Annotated in this window: 14 protein-coding genes; 12 read left to right on the forward strand and 2 right to left on the reverse strand. The window is 69.7% G+C overall.

Annotation, left to right across the window (positions count from 1 at the left end):
* Nucleotides 1–7 precede the first annotated feature (7 nt).
* From ACUYTF_RS09165 to ACUYTF_RS09195, 7 genes are all read left to right on the forward strand, one after another.
* Nucleotides 8–766: an LmeA family phospholipid-binding protein gene (locus ACUYTF_RS09165; protein ID WP_449279646.1), complete on the forward strand. Its 759-nt coding sequence runs from the start codon at nucleotides 8–10 to the stop codon at nucleotides 764–766.
* A 152-nt stretch (nucleotides 767–918) separates the two neighbouring features.
* Nucleotides 919–2,325, forward strand: a complete 1,407-nt coding sequence (lysA, locus tag ACUYTF_RS09170) for a diaminopimelate decarboxylase (RefSeq protein ID WP_434142494.1) — start codon at nucleotides 919–921, stop codon at nucleotides 2,323–2,325.
* A 43-nt stretch (nucleotides 2,326–2,368) separates the two neighbouring features.
* The gene (locus tag ACUYTF_RS09175) at nucleotides 2,369–3,679 is read left to right on the forward strand and encodes a homoserine dehydrogenase (RefSeq protein ID WP_449279647.1); all 1,311 of its coding nucleotides are present in this window, start codon (nucleotides 2,369–2,371) and stop codon (nucleotides 3,677–3,679) included.
* Nucleotides 3,676–4,611, forward strand: coding sequence for a homoserine kinase (gene thrB / locus ACUYTF_RS09180; RefSeq protein WP_434142496.1), 936 nt, complete (start codon nucleotides 3,676–3,678; stop codon nucleotides 4,609–4,611). Before ACUYTF_RS09175 ends, thrB begins: the two co-directional genes overlap by 4 nt.
* Before the next feature lie 184 nt (nucleotides 4,612–4,795).
* Nucleotides 4,796–6,712 carry a hypothetical protein gene (locus tag ACUYTF_RS09185; RefSeq protein WP_449279648.1) on the forward strand — a complete coding sequence of 639 codons (1,917 nt, stop codon included), beginning with the start codon at nucleotides 4,796–4,798 and terminating at the stop codon, nucleotides 6,710–6,712.
* Nucleotides 6,713–6,806: 94 nt separating this feature from the next.
* A complete protein-coding gene (prfA, locus tag ACUYTF_RS09190; RefSeq protein ID WP_434142498.1) occupies nucleotides 6,807–7,880 on the forward strand; it encodes a peptide chain release factor 1 in 1,074 nt (357 codons plus the stop codon).
* A gap of 138 nt (nucleotides 7,881–8,018) precedes the next feature.
* Nucleotides 8,019–9,407 carry an MFS transporter gene (locus tag ACUYTF_RS09195; RefSeq protein ID WP_434142500.1) on the forward strand — a complete coding sequence of 463 codons (1,389 nt, stop codon included), beginning with the start codon at nucleotides 8,019–8,021 and terminating at the stop codon, nucleotides 9,405–9,407.
* Between the two features lie 22 nt (nucleotides 9,408–9,429).
* Here the strand turns inward: ACUYTF_RS09195 and cysE are convergent, their stop codons facing one another.
* Nucleotides 9,430–9,999, reverse strand: a complete 570-nt coding sequence (gene cysE, locus ACUYTF_RS09200) for a serine O-acetyltransferase (RefSeq protein WP_434142501.1) — start codon at nucleotides 9,997–9,999, stop codon at nucleotides 9,430–9,432.
* A 105-nt stretch (nucleotides 10,000–10,104) separates the two neighbouring features.
* Nucleotides 10,105–11,040, reverse strand: a complete 936-nt coding sequence (gene cysK / locus ACUYTF_RS09205) for a cysteine synthase A (RefSeq protein ID WP_434142502.1) — start codon at nucleotides 11,038–11,040, stop codon at nucleotides 10,105–10,107.
* Between the two features lie 146 nt (nucleotides 11,041–11,186).
* Between cysK and prmC the strand changes: the two genes are divergently transcribed.
* The 5 genes from prmC to atpB all read left to right on the forward strand — a co-directional run bounded on the left by prmC (nucleotide 11,187) and on the right by atpB (nucleotide 15,496).
* Nucleotides 11,187–12,128 carry a peptide chain release factor N(5)-glutamine methyltransferase gene (gene prmC, locus ACUYTF_RS09210; RefSeq protein ID WP_434142504.1) on the forward strand — a complete coding sequence of 314 codons (942 nt, stop codon included), beginning with the start codon at nucleotides 11,187–11,189 and terminating at the stop codon, nucleotides 12,126–12,128.
* Between the two features lie 38 nt (nucleotides 12,129–12,166).
* Nucleotides 12,167–12,832: an L-threonylcarbamoyladenylate synthase gene (locus ACUYTF_RS09215; protein ID WP_434142505.1), complete on the forward strand. Its 666-nt coding sequence runs from the start codon at nucleotides 12,167–12,169 to the stop codon at nucleotides 12,830–12,832.
* A gap of 1 nt (nucleotide 12,833) precedes the next feature.
* Nucleotides 12,834–14,051 (forward strand): MraY family glycosyltransferase, encoded by a 1,218-nt coding sequence (locus ACUYTF_RS09220; protein WP_434142506.1) that lies wholly within the window; start codon nucleotides 12,834–12,836, stop codon nucleotides 14,049–14,051.
* A complete protein-coding gene (locus ACUYTF_RS09225; RefSeq protein WP_434142508.1) occupies nucleotides 14,048–14,515 on the forward strand; it encodes a 3-oxoacyl-ACP reductase in 468 nt (155 codons plus the stop codon). Before ACUYTF_RS09220 ends, ACUYTF_RS09225 begins: the two co-directional genes overlap by 4 nt.
* Before the next feature lie 156 nt (nucleotides 14,516–14,671).
* Nucleotides 14,672–15,496 carry a F0F1 ATP synthase subunit A gene (gene atpB / locus ACUYTF_RS09230; RefSeq protein ID WP_434142509.1) on the forward strand — a complete coding sequence of 275 codons (825 nt, stop codon included), beginning with the start codon at nucleotides 14,672–14,674 and terminating at the stop codon, nucleotides 15,494–15,496.
* Nucleotides 15,497–15,503: the final 7 nt, after the last annotated feature.

The raw sequence follows: 15,503 nt of genomic DNA on the forward strand, positions 1-15,503 counted from the left end.
CCCGACGATGCCGAAGTGGGGGAAACGGCTGCTCGCGGTCGTCATCGCCGTCGCGGTGCTCGCCGGCCTCGGCGAGGTCGCGCTGCGATTGATCGTGCCCAGCACGATCGCGACCGCCGTGCGCACGCAGCTGCAGCTCACCCCGGACCACCCCGTCGACGTCTCGCTCGGCGGCTCCGCGCTGCTCCACGCCCTCGGCGGCAGCGTCGGCGATCTGACGGTGTCGGTGCCCGACGCCCCGCTCATCGAGGGCCTCGTGGCCGACGCGCGGCTCGAAGCCGGCTCCGTGCCGTTCAACCCGCTCTCGGGCGAGATACGCGATGGTTCGGTGCAGCTGACCGTCTCGCAGGAACGCCTCGGACCGATGATCGCGACGCTCACCAACGGCGTCGCCGACTCCGGCTCGGTGCGAGACGGCGCCATCACGGTCGGGCGCACCATGGAGATCTTCGGGCAGCAGGTGCCGCTCAGCGCGACCCTGCGGCTCGCCATCGTCGACGGCGGCGATGTCGAGGTGCAGCCTGAGGGGTTGAGCGCCGCCGGGCTCGACCTGAGCGCTGAGCAGCTCGTGCAGATCACGGGCTCGGCCCTCGAACCGCTGCTGCAGCCCCGCACGGTGTGCGTGAAGGATCAGCTGCCGAGGGGCCTCACCCTCACCGATATCACGCTGTCGAGCACCGGATCGGCGATCGTCTCGGCCGATCTCTCGCCGCGCATCCTCTCGGACCCGGGCGAACAGGAGATGGGCGTCTGCGCAGCGGAATGAGCCCTCGATCCGTATAGACTGGTCGGGTTCGACCTGGGGCGCCGGCCCCCGTTCGCGCGGCTTCAGGGGCCAATCCGGGTCCGCTCGCCATCGGCTGCCATGAGCGGCGGACGCGTGCGCGAACACCGACCCGAGACCCGCAGGAGCATACGATGGCCGAAGACGACCCCACAGGAGCTCTCGACGCGATCGACGCCCGGGTCTTCCCCTCGACGGCGCGCCGCGGCAGCAGCTGCGGCCAGCTGAAGTTCGGCGACCTGCGCGCCACCGACCTCACCGCCGAGTACGGTTCGCCGCTGTACGTGGTCGATGAGGACGCCGCCCGGGCGCGGGCGCGCGAGGTGCGCGAGGCGCTGCAGGGGGAGGCCGCGCGCATCGGCACCGAGGCGACCGTCTACTACGCCGGCAAGGCGTTCCTGTGCGTCGAGGTGGCGCGCTGGATGGCGGAGGAGGGGCTCGCGATCGACGTCGCGAGCGGCGGCGAACTCGCCGTGGCGCTCGCTGCCGGCGTCGACCCCGCCCGCATCGGATTCCACGGCAACAACAAGTCCGTATCGGAGATCGAGCGCGCGGTCGCCGCCGGCGTCGGCACCGTCATCATCGACAGCGCGATCGAGATCGATCGGGTCGCCGCCGCGGCCGCCGCGGCCGGGACGCGCCAGCGCGTGCGCCTGCGCGTGAACAGCGGCGTGCACGCCTCCACGCACGACTTCCTCGCCACATCGCACGAGGATCAGAAGTTCGGCCAGCCGCTCTCCGCGGCGCCCGAGATGGTGCGGGCGATCGTCTCGCACGACGCCCTCGACTTCGTCGGGCTCCACTGCCACATCGGTTCGCAGATCTTCGCGACCGACGGCTTCCGCGAATCGGCACGGCGCCTGCTCGGCGTCTACGCCGAACTCGCGGAGATCACGGGCGGGCCGGTCGCCGAGCTGAACCTCGGCGGCGGCTTCGGCATCGCATACACCTCGGCGCAGGCCGAGGAGGCCCCCGACGTCGCGGATGTCGCGCGGCAGCTCGCCGACATCGTCGCCGAGAGCGTCGCCGAGTACGGCATCGACATGCCGAAGCTGGCGTTCGAACCCGGCCGCAGCATCATCGGGCAGTCGGGCGTCACGCTCTACACCGTCGGCACCACCAAAGCCGTCGAGCTCGCCGGCTCCGATGCCGGCGGCGACCCCGCCGACCTCGGATACACCGAACGCCTCTACGTGAGCGTCGACGGCGGCATGAGCGATAACGCGCGCCCCGCGCTCTACGGCGCCGACTACCAGGTGCGGCTCGCGAACCGGCGTTCGACGGCCGCTCCGGCTCTGGTGCGCGTCGTCGGCAAGCACTGCGAGTCGGGCGACATCGTCGTGCAGCGCGATCTGCTGCCGTCGGACGTGCGGCCGGGCGACACGCTCGCGGTGGCCGTGACCGGCGCGTACTGCTGGTCGCTGTCGAGCAACTACAACTACGTGCCCAGGCCGCCGGTGGTGGCGGTCTCGGGCGGCCGGTCGCGACTGATCGTTCGCGGCGAGACCGAAGAAGAACTGCTGGCCAAGAGCGTCTTCTGACGTCGACCGGCCGGTGTAGCACTCACACAATCAAGGAGAACAATTGAACGGGTACCGTGACCTTCGCGTAGCCCTGCTGGGCTCGGGCTCAGTCGGATCGCAGGTGGCCAGGCTCATGCTCGAGAACGGCGACGAGCTCGCCGCTCGAGTGGGCGCGCGCCTGACTCTGGCAGGGATCGCCGTGCGCGATATCGATGCGAAGCGCGATGCGGAGCTGCCGCAGGAGCTCTTCACGACCGACGCCGAGCGTCTCGTGCAGGGGGCCGACATCGTCATCGAGCTCATGGGCGGCATCGAGCCGGCCCGCGAGCTGATCCTGCAGTCGCTCAAGGGCGGCGCCGACGTCGTCACCGCGAACAAGGCGCTGATCGCCGCGCACGGTCCCGAGCTCGCGGAGGCCGCGGAGCAGGTCGGTGCGCAGCTCTCGTACGAGGCCGCCGTCGCCGGCGCGATCCCCATCATCCGCCCCCTCGTGTGGAGCCTCGCGGGCGACCACGTCACCCGCGTCATGGGCATCGTCAACGGATCCACCAACTACATCCTCGACCGCATGGACCGCTTCGGCGACAGCGCGGAGGATGCGATGCGCGTCGCGAGCGAGCTCGGCTTCCTCGAAGCCGACCCGACCCTCGACGTCGAGGGCTACGACGCGGCCCAGAAGGCCACCATCATCGCGAGCATCGCGTTCCACACGAACGTGCCGGTCGAGTCGGTGCATCGCGAGGGCATCACGACGGTCACCGCCGAGCAGATCGAGGCCGCCAAGCAGGCCGGCTACGTCATCAAGCTGCTCGCGATCGCGGAGCGCCTCACCGCCGCGGACGGCACCGAGGGCGTCTCCGCCCGCGTCTACCCGGCGCTGATCAGCCGAGAGCACCCGCTTGCCGCCGTCTACGGCGGCAAGAACGCCATCTTCGTCGAGGCGGAGTCGGCTGGCGAGCTCATGTTCTACGGCGCAGGCGCCGGCGGCGTCGAGACGGCCTCGGCCGTGCTCGGCGACGTCGTCTCGGCCGCCCGCCGCCACGTCGTCGGCGGCCCCGGCATCCCGGGCTCGAAGCACGCCGAACTGCCGATCCTGCCCGTCGGCGAGATCACGACCGCCTACCAGATCATGCTCGAGGTGCGCGACCGGCCCGGCGTGCTCGCGACCATCGCCGGTCTGCTCGCCGATCGCGGCGTCTCGGCCTCGAGTGTGGAGCAGTCGATCTCGCAGCAGGCCGACGGCCACGCGCGTCTCGTCATCGGCACGCACCGCGCTCGTGAGGCGGATCTCGCCGCGGTGGTCGATGCGCTGCGCGGCAGCGAGGTCGTGCAGCAGGTCACCAGCGTACTGCGCCTCGAGGGCGACGCATGAGCGGGTTCGTCCCGCGCGCGTTGCACGTGCATGTTCCGGCGACGAGCGCGAACCTCGGCCCCGGTTTCGACACGCTCGGCATCGCGCTCTCGCACGGCGACGACCTCACCGTGACGACGCGCGAGGCGCCGGGAGCGACCGTGGCCGTGACCGGCGTCGGTGCGGGCGAGGTGCCCACCGATGAGACGAACCTCGTCGTGCGTTCGGCCGCCCACGTGTTCGCTCGGCTCGGCCGCACGATGCCGGGCATCGAAGTCGTCGCAGTGAACCGGATTCCCCACGGCCGCGGAATGGGCTCGTCGGGCTCCGCCATCGTCGCGGGAGTCATGATCGCCGCAGGCCTGCTCGCGAGCGACCCCGTCGACCCGCTGGAGCTCGACGAGGAAGAGCTGCTCTCGTTCGCGACCGAGCTCGAAGGGCACCCCGATAACGTCGCGCCGGCGCTCTTCGGCGGGCTCACCATCGCCTGGACCAACGGCACCGGGCCGCGATCCAAGCGCCTCATGGTGCATCGCGGAGTGTCGCCGCTCGTGCTCGTGCCCTCGTTCACGATGTCGACCGAGCTGGCGCGCAGCCTGCAGCCGAAGAGCGTGCCGCACGAGGACGCCGTGTTCAACGTCTCGCGCTCGACACTGCTCATCGCGGCGCTCACGCAGAGCCCCGAGCTGCTGCTCGAAGCGACCGAGGATCGCCTGCACCAGAGCTACCGCGGAGACGCCATGCCGGCGACGCGCGACCTCGTGGGGGAGCTGCGGGGCGCCGGGTTCCCGGCCGTCGTCTCGGGCGCCGGGCCGTCCGTGCTCGTGCTCGCGAACGGACCGGCCGAGCGCCTCGCGGCGGCCGATTACGTGGCCGAGCATCATGCGGATTGGCAGCGATTGCTGCTCGCGGTCGACACCAGGGGTGCTACAGTGGAGGAGATCCCCGTGTAGTCTTCACGGCTGCGGCACCGATCGGAACGGCAAGCGGTTCTTGTCTCGCTCCGAATCGCGTCGAGTGGATCGTTTCCTCACCGGGCGAGTTCTCCGGTGTTCCCCAACGCACGTGAAGTGCACGACCGCGAGAGGCCGCAGCCGTTCGGGCGCGATCCTCCAACGGTCTTCACAGAGAGAGATTGTGAAGTTGAACGTAGAAGAGATGAATTCGAACGCCGAAGTCCAGGCGGAGTCCGTCGCCGCAGAGAAGCCCGTGCGCCGTCGCGCGCCGCGCCGCGCTTCCGCGGCAGCCGGTGCGCCGGCCGAGGCTGCGGTTCCCGCTGCCGAGGCTCCTGCGGCCGAGGCTCCTGCGGCCGAGGCCGCCGAGGCTCCGGCCGAGGCGCCGAAGAAGCGCGTGTCGCGCAGCCGCAAGAAGGTCGTCGATGAGGCTGCCGAGGCGCCCGCCGCCGATGCCGCCGCTGCTGAGGCCCCCGCTGCTGAGATCGCTGCCGAGGCTCCGGCCGAGGCGCCGAAGAAGCGCGTGTCGCGCAGCCGCAAGAAGGTCGCCGGCGAGGCCGCCGAGGCGCCCGCCGCCGAAACTCCCGAGGCGGCGACCGCGGCTCCCGCGGCCGAAGCTCCGGCGGAGACCGTCGCCGAAGCACCGGCTCCCGCGACGCGCAGCCGCCGCGCCTCGTCGCCCGTGCGCGACGCCTCCGAAGCCGCGAAGGCCGAGCCCGCTGCGGTCGAGAACACCGATGCGCCGGCCGCTGAGAACGGCGGAGCGGTAGCGGACAAGCCCGCCAAGGGCGAGCAGGCCGAGGCCGGCGCGAAGAACGATGGCGCCAAGAACGACGGCGCGAAGAACGATGGCGCCAAGAGCGACGGTGCGAAGAACGACGGCGCAGATGGCGAGCGAGGCGGCCGCACGCGCGGGCGCCGCACGCGCTCGCAGAAGGCCGAGTCGGGCGACGCAGTCGAGAACACCGACGGCCAGGACGCCGCGAAGTCGCAGAGCGACGACGCGGCGAACCAGCAGGATCGCGGTTCGCGCGGCAACGGCGGCGGCGCCGCGGCCGAGAGCCCCCGCTCCAGCCGTACCCGCCAGCGCGACCGCAAGCGCCGCGGCCAGAACGACGACGTCGACCCCGAGATCACCGAGGACGACGTGCTGCTGCCGATCGCGGGCATCCTCGACGTGCTCGACAACTACGCCTTCGTGCGCACGAGCGGCTACCTGCCGGGCACGAGCGACGTCTACGTCTCGCTCGGCCAGGTCAAGAAGTACGGCATGCGCCGCGGCGACGCCGTCGTCGGCGCGATCCGCCAGCCCCGCGAGGGAGAGGGATCCGGCCGTCAGAAGTACAACGCGATCGTGCGCGTCGAGTCGGTCAACGGCCGTGCCATCGATGAGAACGAGAAGCGCGCAGACATCGCCGAGCTCACCCCGATCCACCCGCAGGATCGTCTGAGCCTCGGCCAGGGCAAGGCCGACCTCGGCAGCGACATCGACCGGGTCGCGCCCGTGGCACTCGGCCAGCGCGCCGTGCTGTCGGTGCCCGCGACCATCCCGGCAGAACGCATCCTTGCCGGCCTCGCCGACGCCGTCAGCGCCGCGAAGCCCGACGCGCACTTGATGCTCGTGCTCACCGAGACTCGCCCCGAGGACGTCACCGAGCTCGAGCGCACCGTGCGCGGCGAAGTCATCACCGCGACCTTCGAGCGCACCGCCGAAGATCAGAGCACCATCGCAGAGCTCGCGGTCGACCGTGCGCGCCGTCTCGTCGAGCTCGGCCACGACGTCGTCGTGCTGCTCGACTCGTTGAACGACTTCGCCCACGCGACCGTGCAGGCGCAGCAGGGCGGTCGCACGTCGACCGAGACCGCGCAGGCCCACGCCATCGCCCAGGTGAAGCGACTGGTCGGCGCGGCGCGCAACATCGAGAACGGCGGCTCGCTCACGCTCGTCGCCACCGCCCGCACCAAGACCGGCGATGCCTTCGACAAGGCCCTGCTGAAGGCCGTCGCGCCCGTCGCGAACACCTTCGTGAAGGTCGCCGGCAGCCGTTTCGCGCCCGAGATCGTCGAGGACGCTTCGTACACGCTCGGCTCGCTGAAGTAGATCGTGCAGGCTCGTGCGGGCGGCCGACGGCCCCCGCACGAGCACCCCAGCCGACCCGCGGTACGGCGGGCGATCGAAGACTCACGGAGAGAAGATGTTCGAACAGGTCGCAGGTCTGCTGCGCGAGCACGGCGAGCTGCAGGAGCAGCTCGCGGATCCCGCGCTCCACGCCGATGCCGCGCGCGCGAAGAAGGTCAACCGGCGCTATGCGGAGCTGAGCAAGATCAAAGCCGCGCACGAGCACTGGATGCAGCTCGGCGACGATCTCGAGGCCGCTCGTGAGCTCGCGAAGGAGGACGAGGCGTTCGCCGAGGAGGTCCCGGGCCTCGAGGCCTCGCTGGCGGAGGCGCAGGAGAAGGTGCGGCGTCTGCTGATCCCGCGCGACCCCGACGACGCCCGTGACGTCATCCTCGAGATCAAAGGCGGTGAGGGCGGTGCTGAGTCGGCCCTGTTCGGCGCTGACCTGCTGCGCATGTATATGCACTATGCGGAATCCAAGGGCTGGAAGACCGAGATGCTCGAGAAAGACGAGAGCGACCTCGGCGGTTACAAGAACGTGCAGATCGCGATCAAGTCGAACGCCGCCGACCCGTCGCAGGGCGTCTGGGCGCATCTCAAGTACGAGGGCGGCGTGCACCGCGTGCAGCGCGTCCCCGTCACCGAGTCGCAGGGCCGCATCCACACCTCCACGACCGGCGTGCTCGTCTACCCCGAGGTCGACGAGCCCGAAGAGGTCGAGATCAGCCAGAACGACCTCAAGATCGACGTCTACCGTTCGAGCGGCCCCGGCGGGCAGTCGGTGAACACGACCGACTCGGCCGTGCGCATCACCCACGTGCCGACGGGCATCGTGGTCGCGATGCAGAACGAGAAGTCCCAGCTGCAGAATCGCGAGGCCGGCATGCGCGTGCTGCGCGCGCGCCTGCTCGCACGTCAGCAGGAAGAGGCGGCCGCCGAGGCGAGCGCGCACCGCTCCAGCCAGATCCGCACCATGGATCGTTCGGAGCGCATCCGCACCTACAACTTCCCGGAGAACCGCATCGCCGACCACCGCACGGGGTACAAGGCCTACAACCTCGACCACGTGATGAACGGAGCGCTCGACCCGGTCATCGAGTCGTGCATCCGCATGGACGAAGAGGACCGTCTGAAATCGCTCGGCCAGTAGCCGACGAACCTCCCGGCCGCATCCCGCGCGGCCGGCGGTTCCGGCAGACAATGGGGCGCAGATCGGGGTCCTCGTGCGCGTGAACGCCCAGATCGCGACCCTTTGTCGTTGGAATGCGCGTCTCGCTAGCATGGAGCCATGCGCTCCGTGAAACCGTTCCTCCCCTGGATGGTATGGGGCGTCGCGACGTTCTCCTACGGCATCGCCGTCGTGAACCGCGCATCGCTCGCAGCCCTCGGGCCCGCGGCGCAGGAGCACTTCGGCATCGATGCGACGACGCTGTCGATCTTCGTCATGATCCAGCTCGCCGTATACGCGGGGATGCAGATCCCGGTGGGCATGCTGCTCGACCGCATCGGCTCGAGCCGCATGATCCTCTCGGGCATGCTGCTCATGGTCGTGGGGCAGACGCTGATGGCGACGGTCTCGGACGTGCGCCTCGCGATTCTCGCCCGCGTGCTCGTCGGAGCCGGCGACGCCTGCACCTTCACGAGTCTCATGCGCATGCTCCCGGACTGGTTCTCGGTACGCCAGCTGCCGGTGGTGAGCCAGCTCACGGGCCTCATCGGGCAGGCGGGCCAGCTCGTCTCGATCACGCCGCTCGCGTTCGTGGTGTCGTCGTTCGGCTGGGCGAGCGGGTTCCTCGGCATCGCGGGCATCGGCCTGCTCGTGGGCATCCTCGGAGCCCTCGTGCTGCGCGACCGTCCCGGCGTCGGCACGGTGGCGGAGACGCTGACCGGGCGTCTGGGCCGCATCAGCCGCGAGGCGCGATCCCTGGGCGCCGATGAGCCCACCGGCGCATTCATGCGCCCGCCCGCCACCGAGATGCTGCCGGTCATCGCGGATTCGCGCGTGCCGGGTCTGAGTATCTGGACCCGCGGGCGACGGCTGCTGTCGATTCCCGGGACGCGGCTCGCGTACTGGATGCACTTCACCTCGCCGTTCGCGCTGACGGTGTTCGTGCTGCTGTGGGGCACTCCGTTCCTCACCGGCGGCATCGGGCTCAGCACCGAGCAGGCGAGCGGCCTGCTCAACCTCGTCATCGTCTCGTCGATGGCGGCCGGTCTGCTGCTCGGCCCGCTGAGCTCGCGGTTCGTGGAGCGGCGCGTCACGCTCTACCTGGTGATCACGTTCACGATCATCGCACTCTGGGTCGCCGTCATCGTCTGGCCGACCACGCCGCCGCTGTGGCTGATCATCGTGCTCGTCGTCGCGATGCCGTTCGGCGGGCCGGCCTCGATGATCGCGTTCGAAGTGGCGAGGTCGCATACGCCGCGCAGCTTCTCGGGCTTCAGCACCGGGCTCGTGAACACCGGCGGCTTCACCTCGGCGCTGTGCGTCGTGCTGCTCATCGGCCTCGTGCTCGATCTGCAGGGCGCCGGGTCGCCCGAGCACTACTCGCTGCGGGCGTTCCAGACCGCGTTCGCCGTGCAGATCCCGTTCTGGGCGCTGGGCGTCACCATGATCCTGATCGAACGGGTGCGCACGAAGCGATGGATGGAGCTGCACGGGCGCCGACTGCGCTGAGCACCGCCCGGCAGGGATCGCCTCAGATCACGTAGAAGTCGGCGGTGTCGGGCTTCTCGGCCACCGGGGCGCCGCGCCGGGGACGTGCCTGCGCCGGAATGCCGGTGAGCGTCGTCCACGGGCCCGCCGAGCGCACCACGACGGCGTTCGAGCCGACCGCGCAGTCGTCTCCGAGCTCGATGTCGCCGAGCAGCTTCGCACCGGCACCGACGACCACGCGGTCGCCGATGGTCGGGTGGCGTTTGCCGCGCCCGTGGCCCGTGCCGCCGAGCGTGACCCCGTGATAGATCAGCACGTCGTCGCCGACGACGGCGGTCTCGCCGATGACGACGCCCATGCCGTGGTCGATGAAGAGGCGCCGGCCGATGGTCGCGCCGGGGTGGATCTCGATGCCTGTGAAGAAGCGGATCGCCTGGGAGATCGCGCGGGGCAGGAAGCGGCGGCCGCGCAGCCACAGGGCGTGCGAGAGATGGTGCCACCACACCGCGTGCAGACCCGAATAGATGAAGAAGATCGAGATCGAGCTGCGCGCCGCCGGGTCGGACGCCTTCGCGGCGCCGATGTCTTCACGGATACGGCTGAAGAGGCTCACGGTGCTCCGATTCTCGGTCGATTCTCTGAGGGGGTATCTGCGCCAACGCGGGGCCCGTCCGGAACATTCCGGACGGGCCCCGCGCAGTACGGCGGTGCGGGCGGATCAGACCTCGAGATCCGCGAAGAGCACGGTCGAGAAGTAGCGTTCGCCCGAGTCGGGCAGCACGACGACGATCTTCTTGCCGGCGTTCTCGGGGCGCTTGGCGACTTCGAGCGCCGCCCAGGCGGCGGCACCGCCCGAGATTCCGGCGAGGATGCCCTCTTCGGTGGCGAGCGAACGCGCGACGCGGATCGAATCCTCGACGGTCGCGGTCAGCACCTCGTCGTACACGCCCTGGTCGAGGATCTCGGGGATGAAGTTCGCGCCGAGTCCCTGGATCTTATGGGGGCCGGCCTTGCCCTCGGTGAGCAGCGGGGCGTCGCGCGGCTCGACGGCGACGACCTTGACCTCGGGGTTCTGCGACTTCAGGTAGCTGCCGGCGCCGGTGATGGTGCCGCCGGTGCCGATGCCGGCGACGAAGATGTCGACCGCGCCGTCGGTGTCGTTCCAGATCTCGGGGCCGGTCGTGGCGCGGTGGATCTCGGCGTTCGCCTCGTTGCCGAACTGGTTCGCGAGGATGGCGCCCGGAGTCTCGGCGACGAGCTCCTGGGCCTTCTCGACCGCGAGCTTCATGCCGCCCGCGGGGTCCGTCAGCACGATCTCGGCGCCGTAGGCCTTCAGGAACTTGCGGCGCTCGATGCTCATGCTCTCGGGCATCGTGAGGATGACCCGGTAGCCGCGAGCGGCGCCGACGAATGCGAGGGCGATGCCGGTGTTGCCGCTGGTGCCCTCGATGATGGTGCCGCCGGGCTTCAGCGCCCCGGACTTCTCGGCGGCATCGATGATCGCGATGCCGATGCGATCCTTCACGCTGCCCGCCGGGTTGAAGCTCTCGATCTTCGCGTAGACCTCGGCGCCGGCGCCTTCCGTCACACGATTCAGGCGCACCAGCGGGGTGCCACCGAACGTCTGGGTGATGTTCTCGTAAGTCCGTGCCATTTCCTTCAATCCTTCAATCCAGTTCAGGGCCACTGAAAACTATACCGTCCGCTTATCCCACAATTCACTGCCGATTATGAAATGAGTCGTTGCATGACAGTGCCGGCAGCGCGGAGCACGACGCGCAGGGTCGGTATGGTGGGTGGGTGAGTGACGACAAGAACGCCGCGACGACGGTCGCGGCCGCCCTGCGCGAACTGGCCGCGCGCCTCGCCGAGGCGGGTATCGAGGACCCGATGGTCGACGCCGAACTGCTCATCGGCCACGTGCTCGGGGAGACCCGCGGCCGGGTGCAGGCCCTCGCATTCATGGGCGGCGCGCTCGACTCCGGGCAGTTCGACGCTCTGGGCGAACTCGCCGACGAACGGGCGCGGCGGGTGCCGTTGCAGCACCTGACCGGGCGCGCGCCGTTCCGTGCGATCGACCTCTCGGTCGGGCCCGGCGTCTTCGTGCCGAGGCCCGAGACCGAGACCGTGGTGCAGATCGCCATCGACGCGCTGCGGGCGGTCCCGACGCCCGAGCTGATCGCGATCGATCTCTGCACCGGCAGCGGCGCCATCGCGCTCTCGCTCGCGCACGAGGTGCCCACGGCGCGCGTGTTCGCCGTGGAGAAGAGCGTCGAGGCCCACGCCTGGGCCGAGCGCAACGTCGCCGAGTGGGGTGACGGCCGCGTCGAACTGCTGCTCGGAGACGTCGCCGAGCTCGACACCTCGGCGCGCGCGGTCGCGGCCCGGGGCGCGGCCGGGCGGGGCGGGCTCGCCGCAGCGCTCGAGGGCCTCGAGGGGCGCGTGCAGGTGCTCGTCTCGAACCCCCCGTACGTGCCGAGCGGCATGGTGCCCCGCGACCCCGAGGTGCGCGATCACGACCCGGAACTCGCGCTCTACAGCGGCGAGGACGGCCTCGAGCTCATCCGGACGATCAGCCGCATCGGGCGCCGTTTCCTCGTGCCGGGGGCGCCGATCGTGCTCGAGCACGCCGAGCACCAGGGGGAAGCGATCCGCGGGATCCTCGCGCGCGACGGCTGGAGCGCTCCGGCGACGCACCCCGACCTCACGGGCAGGGATCGCGCGACGACCGCCATCGCGTAGGGGACTCCTCAGCCGACGGCCGAGTAGACTGGTGCGTCATGGCCGATGTCTACGACTGCTCCGATCCCTCGCAGCTCCTGAGCGGCATGCGCACCGCGCGGCACGCGATCGGGCGGGGAGAGCTCGTCGTGCTGCCGACCGACACCGTCTACGGGGTCGGGGGAGACGCATTCGACCCGACCGCCGTGCAGCGGCTGCTCGACGCGAAGGGGCGCACGCGTCAGTCTCCGCCGCCCGTGCTCATCCCGAACATCGCGACGCTGTCGGCGCTCGCCGCCGACGTCCCGACGCCGGTGCGCGCGCTCGCCGAGGCGTGCTGGCCCGGCGGTCTCACGATCGTCGCGCGCGCGAACCCGTCGCTGAGCTGGGACCTCGGCGAGACCGGCGGCACGGTCGCGCTGCGCATCCCCGACCACGGTATCGCGCTCGAGATACTGCAGGAGACCGGGCCGCTCGCCGTGAGCTCGGCCAACCTCACCGGGCAGCCGGCCGCGCGCACCGCGGCCGAGGCCGAGGCGATGCTCCACGACTCCGTCTCGGTGTACCTCGAGGCCGGCCCGGTCTCGGGCGACGGCACGCCGTCGACCATCGTCGATGTCACCCGGGTGACCGAGGACGGGGGAGAGCTGCGGGTCCTCCGCGCGGGCGCCGTGCCCCGCGAGACCATCGCCGCGCTGATGCCGCAGGTGGCGATCGAGGACTGACGTGATCGGCTACCTGGTGCTCGCGGCGGTCGCCGCGGTGGTGACGGCTGCGGCGTCGTACGGCGTGCTGCGGCTGAGCCGGCGCTACCGTCTCGCCCCCGAGGTGCGTGCGCGCGATGTGCACCGCACGCCGACGCCCCGGCTCGGCGGCGTGGCGATGTTCGTCGGCATACTCGCGGCCTTCGGCGCCGCCATGCTGCGCCCGGAGTTCGCGGCCTTCTTCCGGGAGGGGCCGGAGATGTGGGCGCTCATCGGCGCCTGCGCCATCATCGCCCTGATCGGCGTGCTCGACGACCTGCTCGACCTCGACTGGATGATCAAGCTCGCGGCCCAGCTCGCCGCCGCCGGCCTCCTCGCCTGGAACGGTCTGCAGATCGTCTCGCTGCCGATCGGCAACACCCTCATCATCGGCTCGCCCGCAGTGAACTTCGTGATCACCGTGTTCCTCATGACGCTCGTGATGAACGCCGTGAACTTCGTGGACGGGCTCGACGGCCTCGTCGCCGGCGTCGCGATCATCGCCAACGCCGCCTTCTTCGCCTACACGCGCATCCTGAACGACCGCATCGGCCACGTCGACTCCGTCGAGATCGCGAGCCTCATCGCCATCGTCGTCGTCGGCATCTGCGTCGGCTTCATCCCCTTCAACTGGCATCGCGCGAAAATGTTCATGGGCGACACCGGCGCGCTGCTGGTCGGTCTGCTCATGGCCACCTCCACCGTCTCGGTGACCGGTCAGCTGAACCCCGCGGCGCTCGACCAGAAGCTCGTCCTCGCGAGCTACATCCCCATCATTCTGCCGGTCGCGGTGCTCGCCCTGCCCCTCGCCGACTTCATGCTCGCCGTCGTGCGCCGCATCAGGGCCGGGAAGAGCCCGTTCACGGCCGACCGCCAGCATCTGCACCACCGCCTGCTCGATCGGGGCCATTCGCCGCTGCAGGCCGTGCTGATCTTCTACCTCGGTACCGCCGTGCTCTCGCTCGCCGTGCTGCTCGTCTTCACGCTGCAGAGCTTCGTGCTGCCCTCGGTCGTGCTCGTGATCGGCGGGCTGCTGTGCATCCTGCTGCTGCTGTTCCCGATGAGCCGGCTGCGTGCGGCGGCCGCACAGCGCGGCTTGCTACGGTGGGTGCCGCGGGCCGAGCAGAAGCCCGACCAGACCTCCCTCGCCGATGCCGCGGATCGAACCGGCGGCGCGGCGCACGAAAGGACCCCCGAGTGAGCGACTCCGTCACGCCCGAAGCCGAGGGCGCCGCGAAGCCCCAGATGCCGACGTCCCAGCCCGTGCTGCTGCGCGCGATGAAGTGGGGGATCGTCGTCACCGTCGTGATGGTGCTCGCGTTCGCGCTCATCGGCTGGGCGGTCGCGGGTTCGCCCGGACTCGTCGGCGGCGTGATCGGCAGCGCGTTCGGCGGGTTCTTCCTCCTGCTCACCATCGGCAGCATCGCCTTCGCGAACCGCTTCATCGATTCGCCGAACTACCTCGGCCTCTTCTTCGGCATCGTGCTCGGGGGATGGGTGCTGAAGTTCGTCATCTTCATCGTGGTCTCGCTGCTGCTGCGCGATCAGCCCTGGCTCGACCCGGTGATCCTCTTCATCGGAATCGTGGCTTCCGTGCTGGTGTCTTTGGCGATCGATTCGGTGATCGTCGCGAAATCGCGCATTCCGGTGGTCGGGGGAGTCTGATTTTCGCGCTCCACGGTTTCACCCTGGGCTGAATATTTGTTAGGATGATGGTGTTCCCTGCGTGGCCGCGCTATGCGTGTGTGCCGATAAGTGTCGGGGGCACGACCATCGTTCGCCGCTGGCGAGGCCATTCACGTCTCGCCCCGAATCAGGAGAATGGCGCTGTTCGCTAACGCTGTGCAATTCGTGACCCCCAGTCTGTTCGTCGCAGAAGAGGGCGGTTTCCATCCGCCGTCGATCGCAGACTTCTTCCCGGACGTCGTGCTCTTCGCCGACACCCCGTTCGCCATGAACCGCATCATGATCATCCGCGTGATCATGATGGCCGTCCTCCTGCTCCTCTTTTGGCTCGGGACCCGCAACATGAAGGTCGTACCGACCCGCGGCCAGTCGCTGACCGAGATGGCGCTCGACTTCGTGCGCGTCAACATCGCGGAGGATCTGCTCGGCAAGGTCGACGGACGTCGTTTCCTCCCGATCCTGTGCGGCATCTTCTTCACGATCCTCGCGTTCAACATCACGGGCATCATCCCCGGCTTCAACATCGGCGTATCGGCCGTGATCGGCCTGCCGCTCGTGCTCGCCGTCGTCTCGTACGTCACGTTCATCTACGCCGGCATCAAGAAGAGCCCGAAGAACTTCTTCAAGAACTCGCTCTTCCCGGCCGGCGTACCGCTGCCGCTCTACATCATCGTGACGCCGATCGAGTTCTTCTCGACCTTCGTATTGCGCCCGGTGACGCTGACGCTGCGTCTGCTGATGAACCTCCTCGTCGGCCACCTCCTCCTGGTGCTGTTCTTCAGCGCCACCAACTTCTTCCTCCTCGAGGGCGAGGGGCTGTTCAAGCTCTTCGGCGTCGGCACCTTCGTCGTCGGCTTCGCGTTCACCCTCTTCGAGATCCTGGTCGCGTTCCTCCAGGCCTACATCTTCACCATTCTCACCGGCGTCTACATCCAGCTCGCGCTGGCTGAAGAGCACTAAAACCATT

The sequence above is a fragment of the Leucobacter sp. GX0328 genome (assembly GCF_053567315.1).

Excerpts from the sequence above, each read along its gene's own strand:
- ACUYTF_RS09165 (WP_449279646.1), top strand. The coding sequence starts at position 8 with ATGCCGAAGTGGGGGAAACGGCTGCTCGCGGTCGTCATCGCCGTCGCG.
- lysA (WP_434142494.1), top strand. The coding sequence starts at position 919 with ATGGCCGAAGACGACCCCACAGGAGCTCTCGACGCGATCGACGCCCGG.
- thrB (WP_434142496.1), top strand. The coding sequence starts at position 3,676 with ATGAGCGGGTTCGTCCCGCGCGCGTTGCACGTGCATGTTCCGGCGACG.
- prfA (WP_434142498.1), top strand. The coding sequence starts at position 6,807 with ATGTTCGAACAGGTCGCAGGTCTGCTGCGCGAGCACGGCGAGCTGCAG.
- ACUYTF_RS09195 (WP_434142500.1), top strand. The coding sequence starts at position 8,019 with ATGCGCTCCGTGAAACCGTTCCTCCCCTGGATGGTATGGGGCGTCGCG.
- cysK (WP_434142502.1), bottom strand. The coding sequence starts at position 11,040 with ATGGCACGGACTTACGAGAACATCACCCAGACGTTCGGTGGCACCCCG.
- ACUYTF_RS09215 (WP_434142505.1), top strand. The coding sequence starts at position 12,167 with ATGGCCGATGTCTACGACTGCTCCGATCCCTCGCAGCTCCTGAGCGGC.
- atpB (WP_434142509.1), top strand. The coding sequence starts at position 14,672 with ATGGCGCTGTTCGCTAACGCTGTGCAATTCGTGACCCCCAGTCTGTTC.